General features: G+C 74.0%; 8 protein-coding genes. 1 reads left to right on the top strand and 7 read right to left on the bottom strand.

What is annotated here, in order from left to right; genetic code table 11:
* Positions 1–127: 127 nt before the first annotated feature.
* Positions 128–1,153, top strand: a complete 1,026-nt coding sequence (locus tag KOV94_RS02380; RefSeq protein ID WP_124342636.1) for a LacI family DNA-binding transcriptional regulator — start codon at positions 128–130, stop codon at positions 1,151–1,153.
* Between the two features lie 22 nt (positions 1,154–1,175).
* Here the strand turns inward: KOV94_RS02380 and KOV94_RS02375 are convergent, their stop codons facing one another.
* From KOV94_RS02375 to KOV94_RS02345, 7 genes are all read right to left on the bottom strand, one after another.
* On the bottom strand, positions 1,176–2,114 hold the full coding sequence (locus KOV94_RS02375) for a sensor histidine kinase (protein ID WP_218051116.1): 939 nt from the start codon (positions 2,112–2,114) through the stop codon (positions 1,176–1,178).
* A 14-nt stretch (positions 2,115–2,128) separates the two neighbouring features.
* Positions 2,129–2,866: a response regulator transcription factor gene (locus KOV94_RS02370; RefSeq protein ID WP_218051115.1), complete on the bottom strand. Its 738-nt coding sequence runs from the start codon at positions 2,864–2,866 to the stop codon at positions 2,129–2,131.
* Positions 2,863–3,147, bottom strand: a complete 285-nt coding sequence (locus tag KOV94_RS02365; protein ID WP_124343742.1) for a DUF4190 domain-containing protein — start codon at positions 3,145–3,147, stop codon at positions 2,863–2,865. Before KOV94_RS02365 ends, KOV94_RS02370 begins: the two co-directional genes overlap by 4 nt.
* Positions 3,144–3,710 carry a DUF3060 domain-containing protein gene (locus KOV94_RS21140; protein WP_218051114.1) on the bottom strand — a complete coding sequence of 189 codons (567 nt, stop codon included), beginning with the start codon at positions 3,708–3,710 and terminating at the stop codon, positions 3,144–3,146. The genes KOV94_RS02365 and KOV94_RS21140 overlap by 4 nt, the downstream gene beginning before the upstream one ends.
* Entirely contained in the window at positions 3,707–4,888 is a 1,182-nt protein-coding gene (locus tag KOV94_RS02355; protein WP_124343740.1) for an OmpA family protein, read from the bottom strand. The genes KOV94_RS21140 and KOV94_RS02355 overlap by 4 nt, the downstream gene beginning before the upstream one ends.
* Positions 4,889–5,050: 162 nt before the next feature.
* Positions 5,051–8,701, bottom strand: a complete 3,651-nt coding sequence (locus tag KOV94_RS02350) for a family 43 glycosylhydrolase (protein WP_218051113.1) — start codon at positions 8,699–8,701, stop codon at positions 5,051–5,053.
* A gap of 2 nt (positions 8,702–8,703) precedes the next feature.
* A complete protein-coding gene (locus KOV94_RS02345; RefSeq protein WP_225915910.1) occupies positions 8,704–14,904 on the bottom strand; it encodes an Ig-like domain-containing protein in 6,201 nt (2,066 codons plus the stop codon).
* Positions 14,905–15,161 lie beyond the last annotated feature (257 nt).

Below are 15,161 nucleotides of genomic sequence, written 5' to 3'. Positions count from 1 at the left end.
CCCTTTTCGGCAACGTAGCGGTCACTGTCTCGGCACGTCAAGGGCTTCCCTCGGCGCGTTCTCCCGGTACGATCCCGAAAGACGACGGCGTCCAGCCCCGTCACTTTCGTTCTCGCAGGGGATGAACATGCAGACGACACCGGGAAACACGCGGAAGCCGCCGACCCTCGCGGACGTGGCCAAGCTCGCCGGGGTGTCGCTCGCGACGGCCTCCAAGTCGCTCAACGGGCGCCAGCAGGTCAAGGCCGAAACCCGTGAGAGAGTCCTTTCAGCCGCCGAGCAGCTGAACTTCTCCCCCAACGTCCTCGCCCGGCACCTGCTGTCCGGGCGGTCCGGCACGATCGGCCTCGTCACGCACGACCTCGAGGGCCGGTTCTCCATCCCGACGCTCATGGGCGCCGAGGACGCCGCCGGCACCGGCAAGACGTCCGTGCTCCTGTGCGACGCGCGCGGCGACGCCCTGCGCGAGCAGTACCACGTGCAGGCGCTGCTCGGCCGGCGCGTCGACGGGCTCATCGTCGTGGGCGCCCGCCCCGACCCGCGGCCGTCGCTCGGCCAGCTGCCCGTGCCCGTCGTCTACGCGTACGCGCCGTCGCAGGACCCCGCCGACATGTCCGTCGTCACCGACAACGTGCAGGGCGGGCGGCTCGTCGCCGAGCACCTGCTGGCGTGCGGGCGGTCGCGCGTCGCGATCGTCACCGGCGACGCCGGGTACGGGGCCGCGCACGACCGCGTCGACGGGGCGACCGCCGTACTGTCCGGGGCGGGCGTCGAGGTGCTCGGCGGACCGCTCTACGGCGCGTGGTCCGAGGAGTGGGGCCGCACCGCCGCCGGGCTGATCCTCAACCGGTTCACCGACGTCGACGCGATCATCAGCGGGTCCGACCAGATCGCGCGCGGCGTGCTCGACGCCCTGCGCGAGGCGGGCCGCCGCGTCCCCGAGGACGTCGCCGTGACCGGCCACGACAACTGGGAGATCCTCGCGCTCAACGCGCGCCCGCAGCTGACCAGCATCGACATGAACCTCGAGGAGCTCGGCCGCCGCGCCGCGGCCCTCCTGTTCGACGCCATCGAGGGCAACCCCCACCACGGCACCGAGGTCATCCCGTCCCGCCTGGTCCCCCGCGGCTCGACAGGCCCCAAGCCGGCCTGACGCGCACCTCGACCCCGCGGCGTCAGCGCGGGCCCGCGGCGGGGATCCGCAGCCGGGCGCTCGTGCCCTGGCCGAGCCTCGACCGGAGCGTCACCTCGCCGCCGTGCCGCTCGGCGATGACACGCACGAGCGCGAGACCGATGCCCGAGCCCGGCAGACCCCGCGCGCCCCGACCGCGGGCCAGCTCGTCGAACACGGTGCCCACCTCGTCGTCCGGGATGCCCGGCCCGGCGTCGGCGACCTCGACCACGACCGTGCCGTCGTCGTCGGTGCCCCGCACCTCGATCCGCGTGCCCGGCGGTGAGAACTTCACGGCGTTCGCGAGCAGGTTGGCGACCGCGACGTACAGCAGGTCGACGTCGCCGCGGACGTGCGGCAGCGGCCACGGCGCGGTCGGCAGGACGACCTGCACGGCGGGCCGCAGCGCCCCGGCCGCCTCCGCCTGAGCGCTCACGTCGTCGACCGCGTCGCGGACCACCTGCGCCAGGTCGACGTCCTCGTCCTCGAGCTCCTGCGTGCCGAGCTCGGCCAGCTTGCGCAGGTCCGCCACGAGCGACGCGAGCCGCGTCGACTGCGACACGAGCGTCGCGCGCGCCCGGGCCCGCTCGTCCGGGCCTGCCGCGTCGTCCGTGCCCGTGACCGCGGCGCGGATGGCGGTCACCGGGTTCTTGAGCTCGTGGTCGAGCCGCGCGAGGAAGCGTCCGTGCGCCTCGCGCTCGGCCCGTCGGCCCGCGAGCTCGGCGCTCGCCACCGCGGCGTCCGCGCGGCGGACGCGGCCTGCACGGACCCACGCGGCGACCGCGACGGCGGCGGCGGTCGCGCCGCCCACCACGAGCACCAGCGGCAGGAGCCGCACGGTCACGCGCAGCGAGGCGCCCGGCAGGGTCAGCGCCGTGACGACGGCGACCGCGAGCGTGACGACGGCGACCGGACCCGCCGCGACGAGAGCCCGGCGCGGCACGCCACCCCTCCGGCTCATGCGCGGCCCCCACGACGGACCTCGCCGCAGAACCGGTAGCCGCCCGCGGGCACCGTCTCGACGAACCGCGGGTCGGCGGGGTCGTCGTCGAGGACGCGCCGGATCTCCGCGACGCGGTGGTCGACCGCGCGCGTCGTCACCATCGACTCGAAGCCCCACAGCGCCGACAGCAGCCGCTCGCGCCTGAGCAGCTCGCCCGGGTGCGTCATGAGGTAGTCCAGGAGCAGCGACGCCTTGGGGGTCAGCGCGACCGGACGGCCGTCGAGCGTCGCCCGCCGCGCGGCGCGGTCCACGCGCAGGCCGCCGCTCACGAGCACGTCGGACGCGGTGAGCGACGGCACGCCCGGCACCGCGCGACGCAGCACGGCGCGCACGCGCGCCAGCAGCTCCAGCGGGTCGAACGGCTTGTTGAGGTAGTCGTCGGCGCCCTCCTCGAGCGCCGCGGAACGCTCGTACGACTCGCCCACCTGCGTCAGCAGCACGACCGGCGTCCAGTCGCCGTCCGCACGCAGGCGGCGCACGAGCGCGCGGCCGTCGAGACGTGGCATGAGGACGTCGCACACCAGGATGTCCGCGGGGGTGCGGGCGTGGGTCGCGAGCGCCGCCTCGCCGTCCGCGGCGGTCGACACGCGCACGCCCGACCGCTCGAGGAACGGCGCGAGGCCGTCGAGGATCGCCTGCTCGTCGTCGACGAGGAGCACGTGCGGCGCCACCGTCCCGTCCGTCCCGGTCACGCCCGCACGCCCCACCACACCGAGCCCGCGACCACGAGCAGCACGACGACGACCAGCGCGAGCGTCGTGTACCCGAGCACCAGCCCGGCGACCGCGAGCCCGGAGCCGCGCTCACCCGTCTGCCGGATCCGGCGCAGCGCCAGGTGCCCGAGCACGACGGGCAGGAGCCCGAACCCGCACAGCGCGAGCACGAGGGACGCGACGGCGAGCCCGCTGGTCCGCGGGACGGGTGGCAGGGACCAGCCGGGCGCGACCGGCCCGGGCGGCAGCGGTGCCGTCATGACGCACCCTCCGAGCCGTCGAGCCCGACCGTCCCGACGGGCCCGTAGACGTTGGCCGCGCCGCGGTCGTCCACGCGGGGGGTGCCGTCCTCCCACGCGACGCGCACGTCGGCCGCGTCGATCTCGACCGACCCGACGTGCGCGACGACGACGCGCACGGCCGCGCCCTGCACGACGAGCCGCTCGACCTCGCCCGCGACGACGGTCGTGCCCGTCCCGGCGACGGTCAGCGTCGCGCAGTCGTCGTCGACCGCGACGGCGGACACCGCGGTGGACAGGACCAGGTCGCCGCCGCCGCACGTGACGTGCTGCGTCGCGGCCGCGAGGAGGCCCGCGCGTTCGAGCGGGGTCGCGACGTCGTCGTCCGCCGGCACCGTGTCCCCCGACCCGCTCGGGGTGGTGGGCGGGGTCCGACCCTCCGGCGCGGACGGGCCGTCGCCGTCGGCGGCCGACGTGGGGGCGTCGGCCCGGACGATCTCCGCCGAGCACCCCGCGAGCGCTCCGCCGAGCACCGCGGCGAGGACCACGGCGGTGCGTACGGACGGCCGGAGGCGGCCGGTCACGACGGCACCACGATCTCGACCCGGCGGTTGAGCTGCCGGCCCGCGGGGTTGTCGGCGCCGTCGACCTCGTCGGGCGCGACCGGGCGCGACTCCCCGTACCCGACGGTGTCCAGGGAACCGGTCACGCCGCGCTCGGCGAGCGCCGCCGCGACGGCGTCCGCGCGGCGCTCGGACAGCGCCTGGTTGAAGTCGTCCGAGGACACGGAGTCGGTGTGCCCCTCGACGCCCGCGGCCGGGACGTCGGCGAGCACCGTCGCGACCGCGTCGAGCGTGGCCCGCGCGTCGGCCCGCAGCTCGTGGCTGCCGAAGTCGAACAGGACGGCCGCGTCGAGCACGATGCGCGTGCCGCACGACGGAGCCGGTGCGAGGACGCCCATCGACGGGAACGTCCCGAGCCGCGGCACGGGCGCGAGCTCGGGCACCTGCACGGGCACTCCGTTGACGACGCCCGTGCCGTCGCCGTGGTTGGTGATCGACACCCCCGGCCCCTCGTACGCGCCCGAGCCGTCGCCGTAGTTCTGGATCGTCACGGTGCCGTCGTCGTAGACGCCCGAGCCGTCGCCGTAGTTCGTGATGGTCCGCCCGCCGCGCGACCACGTCCCGGACCCGTCGCCGTACAGCGTGACGCTGGTCGTCCCGTCGTCGTACGTGCCCGAGCCGTCGCCGTAGCTCGTGACGGTCGTGGTGCCGTCCGCGTAGGTCCCGGACCCGTCGCCGTAGACCGTGACCTCGGTGCCGTTCAGGCTGTACGTGCCCGAGCCGTCGCCGTAGTTCGTCACCGTGCCGTCGGGACCGGTGAGCGTCCCGGACCCGTCGCCGTACGCGAGCAGGACGCCGAGGGACGTGCCCTGCGCGTCGCACCGCTGGGGCTCGACGCGCACGCCCGCGAGGTCGCCGACGGCGTCGTCGACCTGGATCGCGAACCCGGAGAGGGACGCGTCGAGCATCGACAGGTCGGGCAGCACGAACAGCGGCACGGGCGGGATCTCGCCGACGTCGTACCCCGCCGCAACGGCGAGCGTCGGGCTCGGCGACGCGGTCCGGGGCGGGCGCGGGTCACGGGTCGCGGGGTCGGACGCGTCGGGTGTCCCGGGTGCCGCGCACGCCGTGAGCGTCACGGCGACGAGGGCGCAGAACGCGCCTGACGTGCGACGACGGGTGGTTCGCAAGGGGTGCATACGGACAAAGTACGTGGACCCGACAGGCACGCCGGTCGCGCGTGCGTCGCAACGGTGTCGCAGTCCTGCGACAGGCCCAGCGGGTTCACCCGGACGGGTGCGAACGACGACGCGGGGTGGCCGGCCCTCTCCGCCGGCCACCCCGCGTCGGTCACGGGTGGGTCAGGACCACGGCCAGCGCCAGCCGCCGCCCGACCAGGGCCAGTCCCAGCCCTTCTTCGGCGGGAGGACCGGGCCGACGGGGTCGGAGGTGGCCGACGCCGTGACCAGTCCGGTGCCGAAGCCCGTGACCTTGACGGTGACCGACGTCCCCTCCAGTGCTGCGGGCACCTGGAGGCGGTCACCGGTGACGCCGTCGAGGCGGACCCCGTCGGCGAACCACGTGTACGCGAGGCGGACCCCCTGCGGCTGCCAGCCCTTCGTCGACACCGTGAGCGTGTCGCCGACGCGCGCCTTGCCCTTCAGCGCGACCGACCCCGGCACGACCGCGGCGGCGGGCGAGCAGTCGGGGGCGTCGGCGCGGAAGGCCCACGACACCGCCTGCGGACCGGCCGGGAAGGCGTACCCGTCACGCGGGACCGCGCTGAGCGTGACGACCTCACCGAGCGCGACCGTGATCGACCCGGTCACGGCGGAGCCGTCGACGCGGTACTCGACGCCCTCGACCGTCGGCACGGCGACGGACCCGTCACCGGGCTCGCCGTCGGTGCAGACCGGGCCCGTGTAGACCGGTGCGGTCGGCGTGACGACGACGTCCTCGACCGGGCAGTCGGGGGCGACGTACTGGTGCTCCCACTCGGTGGTCGCGCCGTCAGCCAGGGTGTAGCCGTCGGCGGCGCGGGCGGTGACGACGACCGACGCGTCGGCCGCGACCTCGACCGTGCCGGTCACGTCGGTGCCGTCGATCGCGTAGACCACGCCCTCGGTCGACGGGATCACGACGCGCGCCTTCTCGGGGACGCCGTCGGTGCAGACCTCGGCGGGCGTGAACGTCGGCGCGGCCGGCATCACCACCCCGGCAGCCTCGGCGGCCCCGACCTGCCACTCGTGGATCCCGACGGACCCCTGCCCGGCGGCGGCGCCCCAGGACTGGGCGACGATCCGCAGCGCGCGGGTCGTGACGGCGTCGAAGCCCACCGGGACGAAGCCCGTCGACGTGCGGGCGTAGTCGCCCGAGGTCAGTGCCACGTCGTGCCACGTCGTCCCGTCCTCGTCGAGGTACTGCAGCACCCACGACCTCGGCGCGATCAGCCCCTCGTTCTGCGCGTCCGGGACGTTCTGGTACCACCAGACTCCTGCGCGGTCGACGGTCACGTCGAAGTCCCACGTGAGCTGCGCCCACTGCTCGCCGACGCGGTCCCACGTGCCCCACGACGCGCCGTACTTCGACGCGTCGTCCTCGCCCCAGGCGGTGGTGCCGTCGTTCATGCCGGCGACGTTCTCCCACCCGGAGGTGAAGGACGCCGAGGCGGTGGCGTACGGGGCGACGTTGCCGGTGAGCGACGCGCCGTCGCCGAGCGGGATGCTGACCGTGGCCGTGGCGGTGTTGCCGGCGCGGTCGCGGGCGCGGACGACGAGCTCGTGCGGGAGCATGTCGGGCGCCTCGACCACGGCACCGGCGTCGGACGTGACCCACTCGCCCGCGCCGTCGAACCGGTACTCGACCGCGGCCACGCCCGACAGGGTGTCGGTCGCGCCGACGGTGACCGACCGGGTCGCGTCGTCGAGCACGGCCGTGACCGTCGGTGCGCCCGTGTCGACCTTCACGGCCCGGCTGACCTCGGCAGACGTGTTCCCCGCCGCGTCGGTGGCCCGGCCGCTGACGACCGTCTCGCCCTGCGCGGTGACAGGGACGTCGACGTGCCGGGCGTCGGCCGTCGGGGTCCACGCGCCGTCGCCGACGCGCGTCTCGATGGTCGTGAGGTACGACGAGTCGTCGTCGGCGGCGACCCGGACGGTGACGGGCGACGAGAACCACCCGTCCTCGCCGGACGTGCCGGACGCGGAGACCGAGACGGCCGGTGCCGTCGTGTCGTCCTCGCCCGGGTCGACGGTCCCACCCACGTGCACGGTGGCGACGACGTACCCGCCCTTCTGCCCGAGCGCGCGGCCCTCGACGGTGAACGTCCCCTCGGCGGCGTGGTCCGCCGGGTCGACGGGCCGCCAGTTCACGGGCACCCACGCCGAGTCGTCCCCGTACGACGCCCGCACGGCGGCGGGCAGCACCGGCGCGGCGCCGACGGGCGTCGCGACCTCGACCTCGGGCAGCGCGTCCGCGGCGACCGCGTACACCTCCCACTCCGAGACGGACACGGAGTGCACGTACGGTCCCTCGTCGAGCCCGCGGAACGTCGCACGCAGCGCGGTCGTCGAGACGGTGTCGAACGTGACGGTGTGCCAGGTGTCGGTCGCCGTCGGGTAGGTCGCGCCGGTGACCGGCTGCCACGCGCCCGCGTCGTCGAGGTACTCCACGACCCAGGAGGACGGCTGCCGGATCCAGTTGCCGTCACGGTGGAACTCGATGCCCACCGACCCGGTCCGCACGGGCGCGTCCCACGTGTACTGCACCCAGTCGGACGGGTGCGACGACGTCGTGCCGCGGTAGTTGCCCCACTGGTCGGGCGGCAGCAGCGCGGTGGTCCGGCGGAAGCCGTCGTTGACCGCGCCGAGCCGCATGGGCGGCTGCTCGGTGAACGACGCCGAGGCCGTGGCCGCGAGCGCGACGTTGTCGGTCAGCCGGAAGTCGGGGTCGTCGGCGAGCGTCTGCTGGACGGGCAGGATCCGGTCACCGTCCCACGTCACCTCGTCGATCGCGACGGACCGGCGGAAGTGCCCACCGCCCACCGCGTCCTTGGTGTGGTACGTGATCCACCAGCGACCCTCGTGCTCGACGATCGACGGGTGCACGGTCGTCGCGGACGTGCCGCCGAGGATGATCCCCTGGTAGGTCCACGGGCCGAGCGCCGACGGCGCGGTCGCGTAGGCGATGCACGCCTGGTAGTTCGACGGAGTGCACTCGGAACCGCCCTGCTTCCAGTCGTACGCCATGTAGTAGGTGCCCTCGCGCTCGAACACCCACGGCGCCTCGAAGAACCCGGTGAGCCCGGGGATCGTCTGGATCGACCCGGCCAGCGCGGTCATCGACGGGTCGAGCTGCACGACCCGCGCGACCGACCAGGACCCCCAGTACAGGTAGACCGAGCCGTCGGTGTCGGTGAAGACGTGCGGGTCGATGACCTCCTGCCCGGTGGTCGACGAGCCGAACACGTCGGTCCAGGTCAGCAGGGGTGCGCCGACCGCGTCGGTCCACGGCCCGACGGGCGAGTCGGAGACCGCGACGCCGATCGCCATACGGTTCGGCACGGCGGTGCTCTCCCACTGCACGGGCGCGTACCAGTAGAAGCGGCCGTCGGCGCCGGTCGTGACCTGCCCGGCGAAGGCCGCCTCACCCGTCGCCCACGAGAAGACCTCGTCAGGGTCCAGGTTGTCGGCGTAGAGGTCCCAGTCCCCCGACGTCGGGTCGTCGGTCGCGAAGACCTGGTAGTCGTGCATCGCGAAGCCGCCCTGCTGCTCGGCGGCCTCGTCGTGCCCGGCGTAGACGTAGAGCGTCCCGTCGACCGACAACGGGGCCGCGTCGGCGGAGTAGGACGTCCCGTCTCCGAGGATCGGGTTGCCCTCGGTGTGGAAGGACCGCGTCGGGGCGGGCGGGTCCGCCGCGACGGCGGCCGACGGCCAGGCCGCCACCGCCGTCGCGACGAGGGCCCCGGCCAGCGCGGCGGCGACGGACCTGCGTGTCGTCTGGTGCGTGGTCATGGTCAACGTCCCACCTTGATGCCGTCGGAGGTGCGCGTGGTCGGGGTGTAGCCGTCCTTGGTGCCGGTCACCTCGACGGTGAGGACGGCGCCGCGGTCGGCGGTGCGCACGAGGTACACGGGCGCGGTCGCGCCCTTGACGGCCTTGCCGTCGACGAACCACTGGTACGACAGGTGCACCGGGAACGGCCCCCACACCCCGTGCAGCGCGGTCACGACGGACAGCGGCCGGGCCGCCCCCGCGATCCGCACGTCGCGGGCCGTGAGCGTGCCGGGCTGCACCGTGGTCGGCGGCGACGAGGCCCACGTCGACGGTTCGTGCCCGGCGGTGCTGCCGCGGACCTCGAGAGTCAGGACCGTGCCGGCCGCCGACGCGGGCACCTTCCAGCTGCTCGACGTCGCGCCCTTGACGACGGTCCCGTCGAGCAGCCAGCGGTACTCGAGCCTCACGCCGTCCGCCCAGGCCGACGTCTGCGCCCGCACGGTGCCGCCGACGACGGCGGTCCCCGCGATCGCGACGGTCCCGGCCTGGACGGTGGGCTTCACGACCGCCGCGGTGGGTTCCGAGGTGACCGACGTGCTCTCCCAGCCCTCCAGGTACCCGGTGACCTCGACGGTGACCGTCTTGCCGAGGTCCTTCCGGGTCGGCGTGTACTCGGCCCCGGTGGCGCCAGGGACGGCCTTGCCGCCGACCGACCACTGGGAGGCGAGCTCGACGCCCTCAGGACCCCAGCCGGCGGTCTGCACGAGCAGCACCTGCCCGACCGTGGGCACCCCGACGACCTCGACGGTCCCGGCGGTGACGACGGCCTCGCCCGGCCCGGCGACCACCGTGAGCGCCGCCTCGACGACCGCGTCCCCGGCTGCGGCCCGCACCGTGTACGCACCGCCCGCCAGCTCCCGCGGGAGCGGCGCCGTGCGCAGCACCCCCGCGCCCTGGGCGTCGGTGGTGAGCGTGCCGAGCGCGACGCCGCCTGGCTCGACGGTCACGGCGTAGGCGGTGCCCGGCGTCCCCCCGCTCAGCGTCACGTCGAAGGCGTCCCCGGCGGTGACGGGGTCCGTCGGCACGGTGAGGGTCGTCGCCGCGACGGGCGCGCTCAGGACCTCCCACTCGACGATCCCCACGTACCCGGTCGGCGGCTTCGTCAGCGTCGCGCGCAGCGCGGTCGTGGTGACCGGGGCGTGCGTGACGGTGTCGAACTGGCCGACGGTGGCCGTGTACGGCGACGCGTCCGGCACCGGCGCCCAGGTGACGCCGTCGTCGAGCAGGTACTCGAGCGTCCACGACGCGGGGGCGCGCATGCCGCCGCCGTCGTCGAAGAACAGCAGCCGGCTGGTGTCGGTCGTGACCGGCGTCGGCCAGTCGAGGCGCGCCCACTGCGTGTCGCCCGCGATGTTCCACGTGCCCCAGGCGCTGGCCTGCGACGTGACGGGGTGGGTCGCGACGCCGTCGGTGATGCCCGCGGCGCGGTTCCACGTGGTCGTGGCGGAGACGCTCACGGCCGCGTTGGGTGCGATGTTGACGGGCGCGTCCGGGTCGGGCGCGGGCACCGCCAGCGAACCGACGGCCGAGACGTTGCCCGCGCGGTCGGTCGACCGGTACTCGACGGTCGCCGCCGTGGCGATCGTCGCGCCCGTGCCGTACGCCGTCCACGCACCGCCGTCGACGCGGTACTCGACCGACGCCACGCCCGAGCCGGTCTCGGTCGTCGCCAGGGTGAGGCGGCGCCGGGACTCGTCGAAGGACGCGGTGACGACGGGTGCGGTGCCGTCGATGTCGACCGCCGCGGACTGGACCGGCGACACGAGCCCGCCGGAGTCCGTGGCCCGGCCGCGGACGGTGTGCCGACCGTCGCCGCTGACCGTGACCGGTCCGGTCACGGCGGTCCACGCACCCCCGTCGACCTGCGCCTCGACCGTCGGCGACGGGTCGGAGTCGTCGGTCGCGGAGACCGTCACGTCGACCGGGCCGGTGAACCAGCCGGACGCCGGACGCTCCGGGTCGGTGGTGAGCGTGACCACGGGTGCCTGCGGGGCGCCCGACGTCACGGTGACGACGGCCGTCGGCCGCTTGTCCGTGCCGGGGACGGTGCCCTCGATGGTGAACTCCCCGGCCGCGGCATACGACGACGGGTCGACCGCGTCCCACGTGACCGGCAGCGACGCCTCGGAGCCGTCGTTGTACGTCGCGACGACGCGAGCCGGCAGCACCGGGGCGGTCCCGGCGACCGTGGTCACCGCGGCGGGCTCGAAGGTGTTGATCTGCACGGCGTCGGTCGGCCGGACGAAGACCGTCGCACGGGCCAGCTTCGCGGTGCCCGCGACGAAGCCGGGGACCGTGAACTCGCCCTGCGCGGCGTACGCGTCGGCGGGGACGTCCTGCCAGACGACCGCCCGTTCGACGCGGGAGCCGTCGGCGAAGGCGACCTCCACGGCGGGCGGCAGCACCGGCGCGACGCCGACGAGCGTCCGGACGGACACGTCCTCGACCGCGACGGGCTCCTCCGCGAGCGCCTGCCACTCGATGATGCCGGGGTACGAGGACCCGTTGCGGACGAGCGTCGCGCGCAGCGACGTGGTCGTCACCGACCCGTGCGTGACGGCGTCGAACGACCCGTCCTCGGTCGGGTAGCCGCTCGGGTCCGGCACCGGCTGCCACGTCCCGTCGCCCGCGAGGTACTCGAGCGACCACGACGACGGCGGCAGGACGCCGCCCGGGTCGCGGTTGGAGTGGAACAGGATCCGCGACTCGTCGACCCGCACGGGCTCGGGCCAGGTCAGCCGGGCCCAGTACGTGTTGCCCGCACCGGCGGCGGTGCCCCACGTGCCCCACGCGTCGGACTCGGCGGCGACCGGGTAGGACGCGAGGCCGTCGTTGATCGCGGCGACGCGGTTCCAGCCGGTGACGGCCGACGCGGACGCGGTGGCGTCGGGCGCGACGTTCGTCTTGGCGGTGCCGCTGACCTCGGCGTCGACCGTGACGTCGCGGCTCGTCGAGAGCTCGCCGTCGGACGCCGTGAGCCGCAGGACGTACCGGCCGGTCGTGTCGAGCTGCACGACGGTCGTGGCCTGCGCGGGCGACGCGACGACGGCCTGCGCACCCTCGGGCGCGCTCACGACCGTCCATGCCGACGTGAGCGTGCCGGACGGCTGCGCGTCGTCGGACACCGTCCCGACCAGGCGGACCTGGGCGGGCTGGTCGAACGTCGGGTCCTGGTAGACCGTGACCTTCGGCGCGGCGTTGGTCGACGGCGGGGCCTCGACGCCCGTCGCGAAGGCCTGGACCTCCTTGACGCCCGTGCGGAAGCCCGCGGCGTGCTGGACGGTCACGCGCAGCGCGTCAGCCTGCACCTCGGGGAACTGCACGCGGTTGAGGTTCGCCGTCGAGTAGACGGGCGACCGCGCCTGCCCCGGGACGGGGTGCCAGCCGGTGGCGTCGTGGTACTCCACCGTGAACAGCTCGGGCGCCGCGTAGCCCTGCACCGTGGCGCTGGACGACGAGCGGTAGAAGTAGACGCGGACGTCGTCGACGGCCTGCGTGCCGTCGAGCGCGACCTCGATCGAGTCCGACGCGTTCGGCGATCCCACCGTCCCCCAGAACGGCTCGTTGACGGTGGTCCCGTCGACGGCCCCCTCGGGTGCGCGGCCCGTGGCCGAGAACGACGCGGTGACCGGGCGGCCCGCGGCGAGGTTCGACGAGCCCGTCGACTCCGTCGCGATGTCGGTGCCCGCCTTGGCGAACACGTCGACCACGCGGTCGCCGTCGGCGAAGCGCACGTCGGAGGCCGTCGCGAGGTCGGCGGCGTTCGCGGTCACGACGGCCGCGTCGCCCTCGAGCACCTCGACGGACCCGGTGGCCGGGTCGTAGACGACGTGCGACAGGTCGTCGACCGTGAACGCGAGCGCGCCGTCGAGGAACGCGGAGTACCCCGCGGGCACGTCGTCGCCGTAGTGGTCGCCCGTCTCGTCCCACGTGACCGTGAGGTCGCGGTCGTGGTACCGGACGTTGTTCGCGGTGAACCACGGCCAGTCGATGTCGATCGGGTCGAGCTCGATCTTGCCGTCGGCGCGGCTGCGCAGGCCCATCGCGTCCTCGATGACGGTGAAGTTCGTCGCGCCGAGGATCGTGTGGTGGATCCAGGACCGGTAGCCGATCGAGCCGCCGTCGGCCGCGGAGCCGTTCGCCCAGAACTCGTTCTGGTTCGGCAGCCGGTTGTCGCCGCCCTGGTAGTGCGCGAAGGCGTTCCAGTAGAGGAGCTGCTTGTACATCTCCGGCGTCACGTAGTCCGTCGGGTAGTCGCGCAGCACCGAGGAGAACATGCGGAACAGCACCGTCGAGTTGATGACGGAGAAGTTGTTCGACCCCTCCTCGGGCGAGTCCGCCTTGTCGACCTGGTTCGCCGTGAAGAACGGGAAGACCGGGTACTGGTCGGCGTCGGCGAACAGGCGCAGCGCCTCGGTGTACGGCTGGTCGTCGTCCGGGTCACCGGGCTTCGGCATGAGGCCGACGGTGAACGGGTAGTAGTTGTTGATCTCCTTGTACGGGTTGAGCGTCCCGTCCTGCGTCATGCGGTGCTTGAGCAGGTTCCCGTACAGGCCGACCTTGTCGGGCGTCGTCTGCGCCGGCTCCCACAGGTGCTCGAGGACCGCGGCCTTGACGCGCCCGGCGAGCGCCTCCATGTGGTCGGCCTTCTCGGTCTGCCCCGCGACGCGGAAGAACTCCGCCGCGGCCTTCGCGTTCGAGTAGAGGTACGCGCTCTCGGTGCGGTCCATGTTCGCGCCGTGCCCGGGCCAGTGGAACGACACCGCGTCGGCGTCGTTGCCCGTCATCGCGCCCCACGAGTACTCGATGAGGTCGTTCCCGTTGCCGTCGTACGCGTCCAGCAGGCCCTCGACGTCGTCCATCGAGTGCTGCCCGAGCGTCGAGCCGATCGCGCCCGGTCCACCGTGCAGCTCGTACGCCCGCCACGCGGCCTCGGTGATGTACTGCGTGTACGAGTTGGACCAGTTGGCGGGGTCGCCGGGGTTGTCGACGAACTTCCCGCGCTTCGACGTCTCGCCGACCGCGAGCGCCGGCCCGTACGCGTACGTCGGGTCGCGGAAGTACTTGAGGTCGTCGACGAACATCCCGACCGTCAGCACGATCGCGTTGTTGTAGCCGAGCACGCCCTCCATCGACGTCGGGAACTGGTAGTCGTTCCCCGGGATGTCCGCGTCGAGGTAGTTGAACCGCATGAGCCACCAGCGGTAGAGCAACGTCTTGTCGATGTCGTCCGACGGTGTGTCGAGATAGGGGATGTTGAGAGCCCACCACCGGTTGTAGGCGGTGACGTGCGTCGTGAACGCCTCGGCCGGGCTCGCGGCGCGGTAGGCGGCGTACTCGGCGGCCGACTCGGGGCGCTCGTCGGTGAGCATCCCGAGCTGCAGCTTCGTGGTGGCCGAGCCGCCGGCCGGGACGGCGAGGTCGCGGACCAGCGCGGCGGCGCCCGGGTCGGCGGTGAACCCGTCGCCCGACAGGCGCGGCGTGATCGTCGTGAGGTTGTTGAACGCCCGCACGGTCCCGACGAGCTCGTCGCCCTCGACCGTGCCCGCCTGCGGCGAGGTGGCGGAGAGGCGGATGGTCCGTGCGGCGCCCGAGGTGTCGGTGACGGCCACGTTCGCGACCATGACGTCCTGGTCGGTGATGAACTTCGTCTGCGTGAGCCGCAGCCCGCCGCCCGTGAACACCGACTGGAAGTACGACGGGGTCTGCCGCCGCTGCGACGCCTGCTCGGTCAGGGTGACCGCCGCGCCGTCGGCCTGGACGGTGAACGTGAACGCCCCGCCGCCGCCGATGGACTCCCAGTAGGCGACGTCGCCGTCCCACCCGAGCCGCGCCGGCTGGTGCGTCTTCATGAACACGGCCCGCCCGCGCGTGAACGCGACGAGGTTCTCGGTGCCGTCGAACGCCGGGCCCGTGCGCGCGAGGGTGCGGTCGACCCAGAAGTCGTTCCCCGGCGCGCTGCCTGCGCCCGCGGCCACGTCGGCGTCGAACACGCGCTGCAGGTAGGGCGACGGCGCGTAGTCGACGCCGGTCGGGGGGACGGGGGTGTCGGAGCCGCGGAACGTCGGGTAGCCGAGGCTGCTCTGCGGGGTCTCGTCGCCGGGGACGGCCGCGGCGACGACGGGGATCAGCCCGACGGCGACGACGGCGAGTGCGGTCAAGGAGGGAACCACGGCACGCCTGCGTGCCACGCGGGAAGATCTCACGTCCGAAACGCCTCTCTACGTTGAGAATGCGAGGTTGCTGGCGAGCGTGACATGGCACGCCATCGGGCCGCAATGGGTTTCGGTGTTTTCGGGATTTTCGGTGGCGGCGATGCAGGTGAGGCCGCCGGCGACGGTCTGGGCGGACGCTGAGACGGCTCTTGGCGCGCCGGTGAGGCATGGCTAAGTTAGGCGAGCCTCAGTCACCCAGCCCC

The organism is Cellulomonas algicola (genome assembly GCF_019024305.1).
Taxonomy (GTDB): Bacteria; Actinomycetota; Actinomycetes; order Actinomycetales; family Cellulomonadaceae; genus Cellulomonas; species Cellulomonas algicola.
The sequence above is the reverse complement of the archived record's forward strand: the minus strand, read 5'-3'. Positions and strand labels throughout refer to the sequence as shown.

Excerpts from the sequence above, each read along its gene's own strand:
- KOV94_RS02380 (WP_124342636.1), top strand. The coding sequence starts at position 128 with ATGCAGACGACACCGGGAAACACGCGGAAGCCGCCGACCCTCGCGGAC.
- KOV94_RS02365 (WP_124343742.1), bottom strand. The coding sequence starts at position 3,147 with ATGACGGCACCGCTGCCGCCCGGGCCGGTCGCGCCCGGCTGGTCCCTG.
- KOV94_RS02355 (WP_124343740.1), bottom strand. The coding sequence starts at position 4,888 with ATGCACCCCTTGCGAACCACCCGTCGTCGCACGTCAGGCGCGTTCTGC.
- KOV94_RS02350 (WP_218051113.1), bottom strand. The coding sequence starts at position 8,701 with ATGACCACGCACCAGACGACACGCAGGTCCGTCGCCGCCGCGCTGGCC.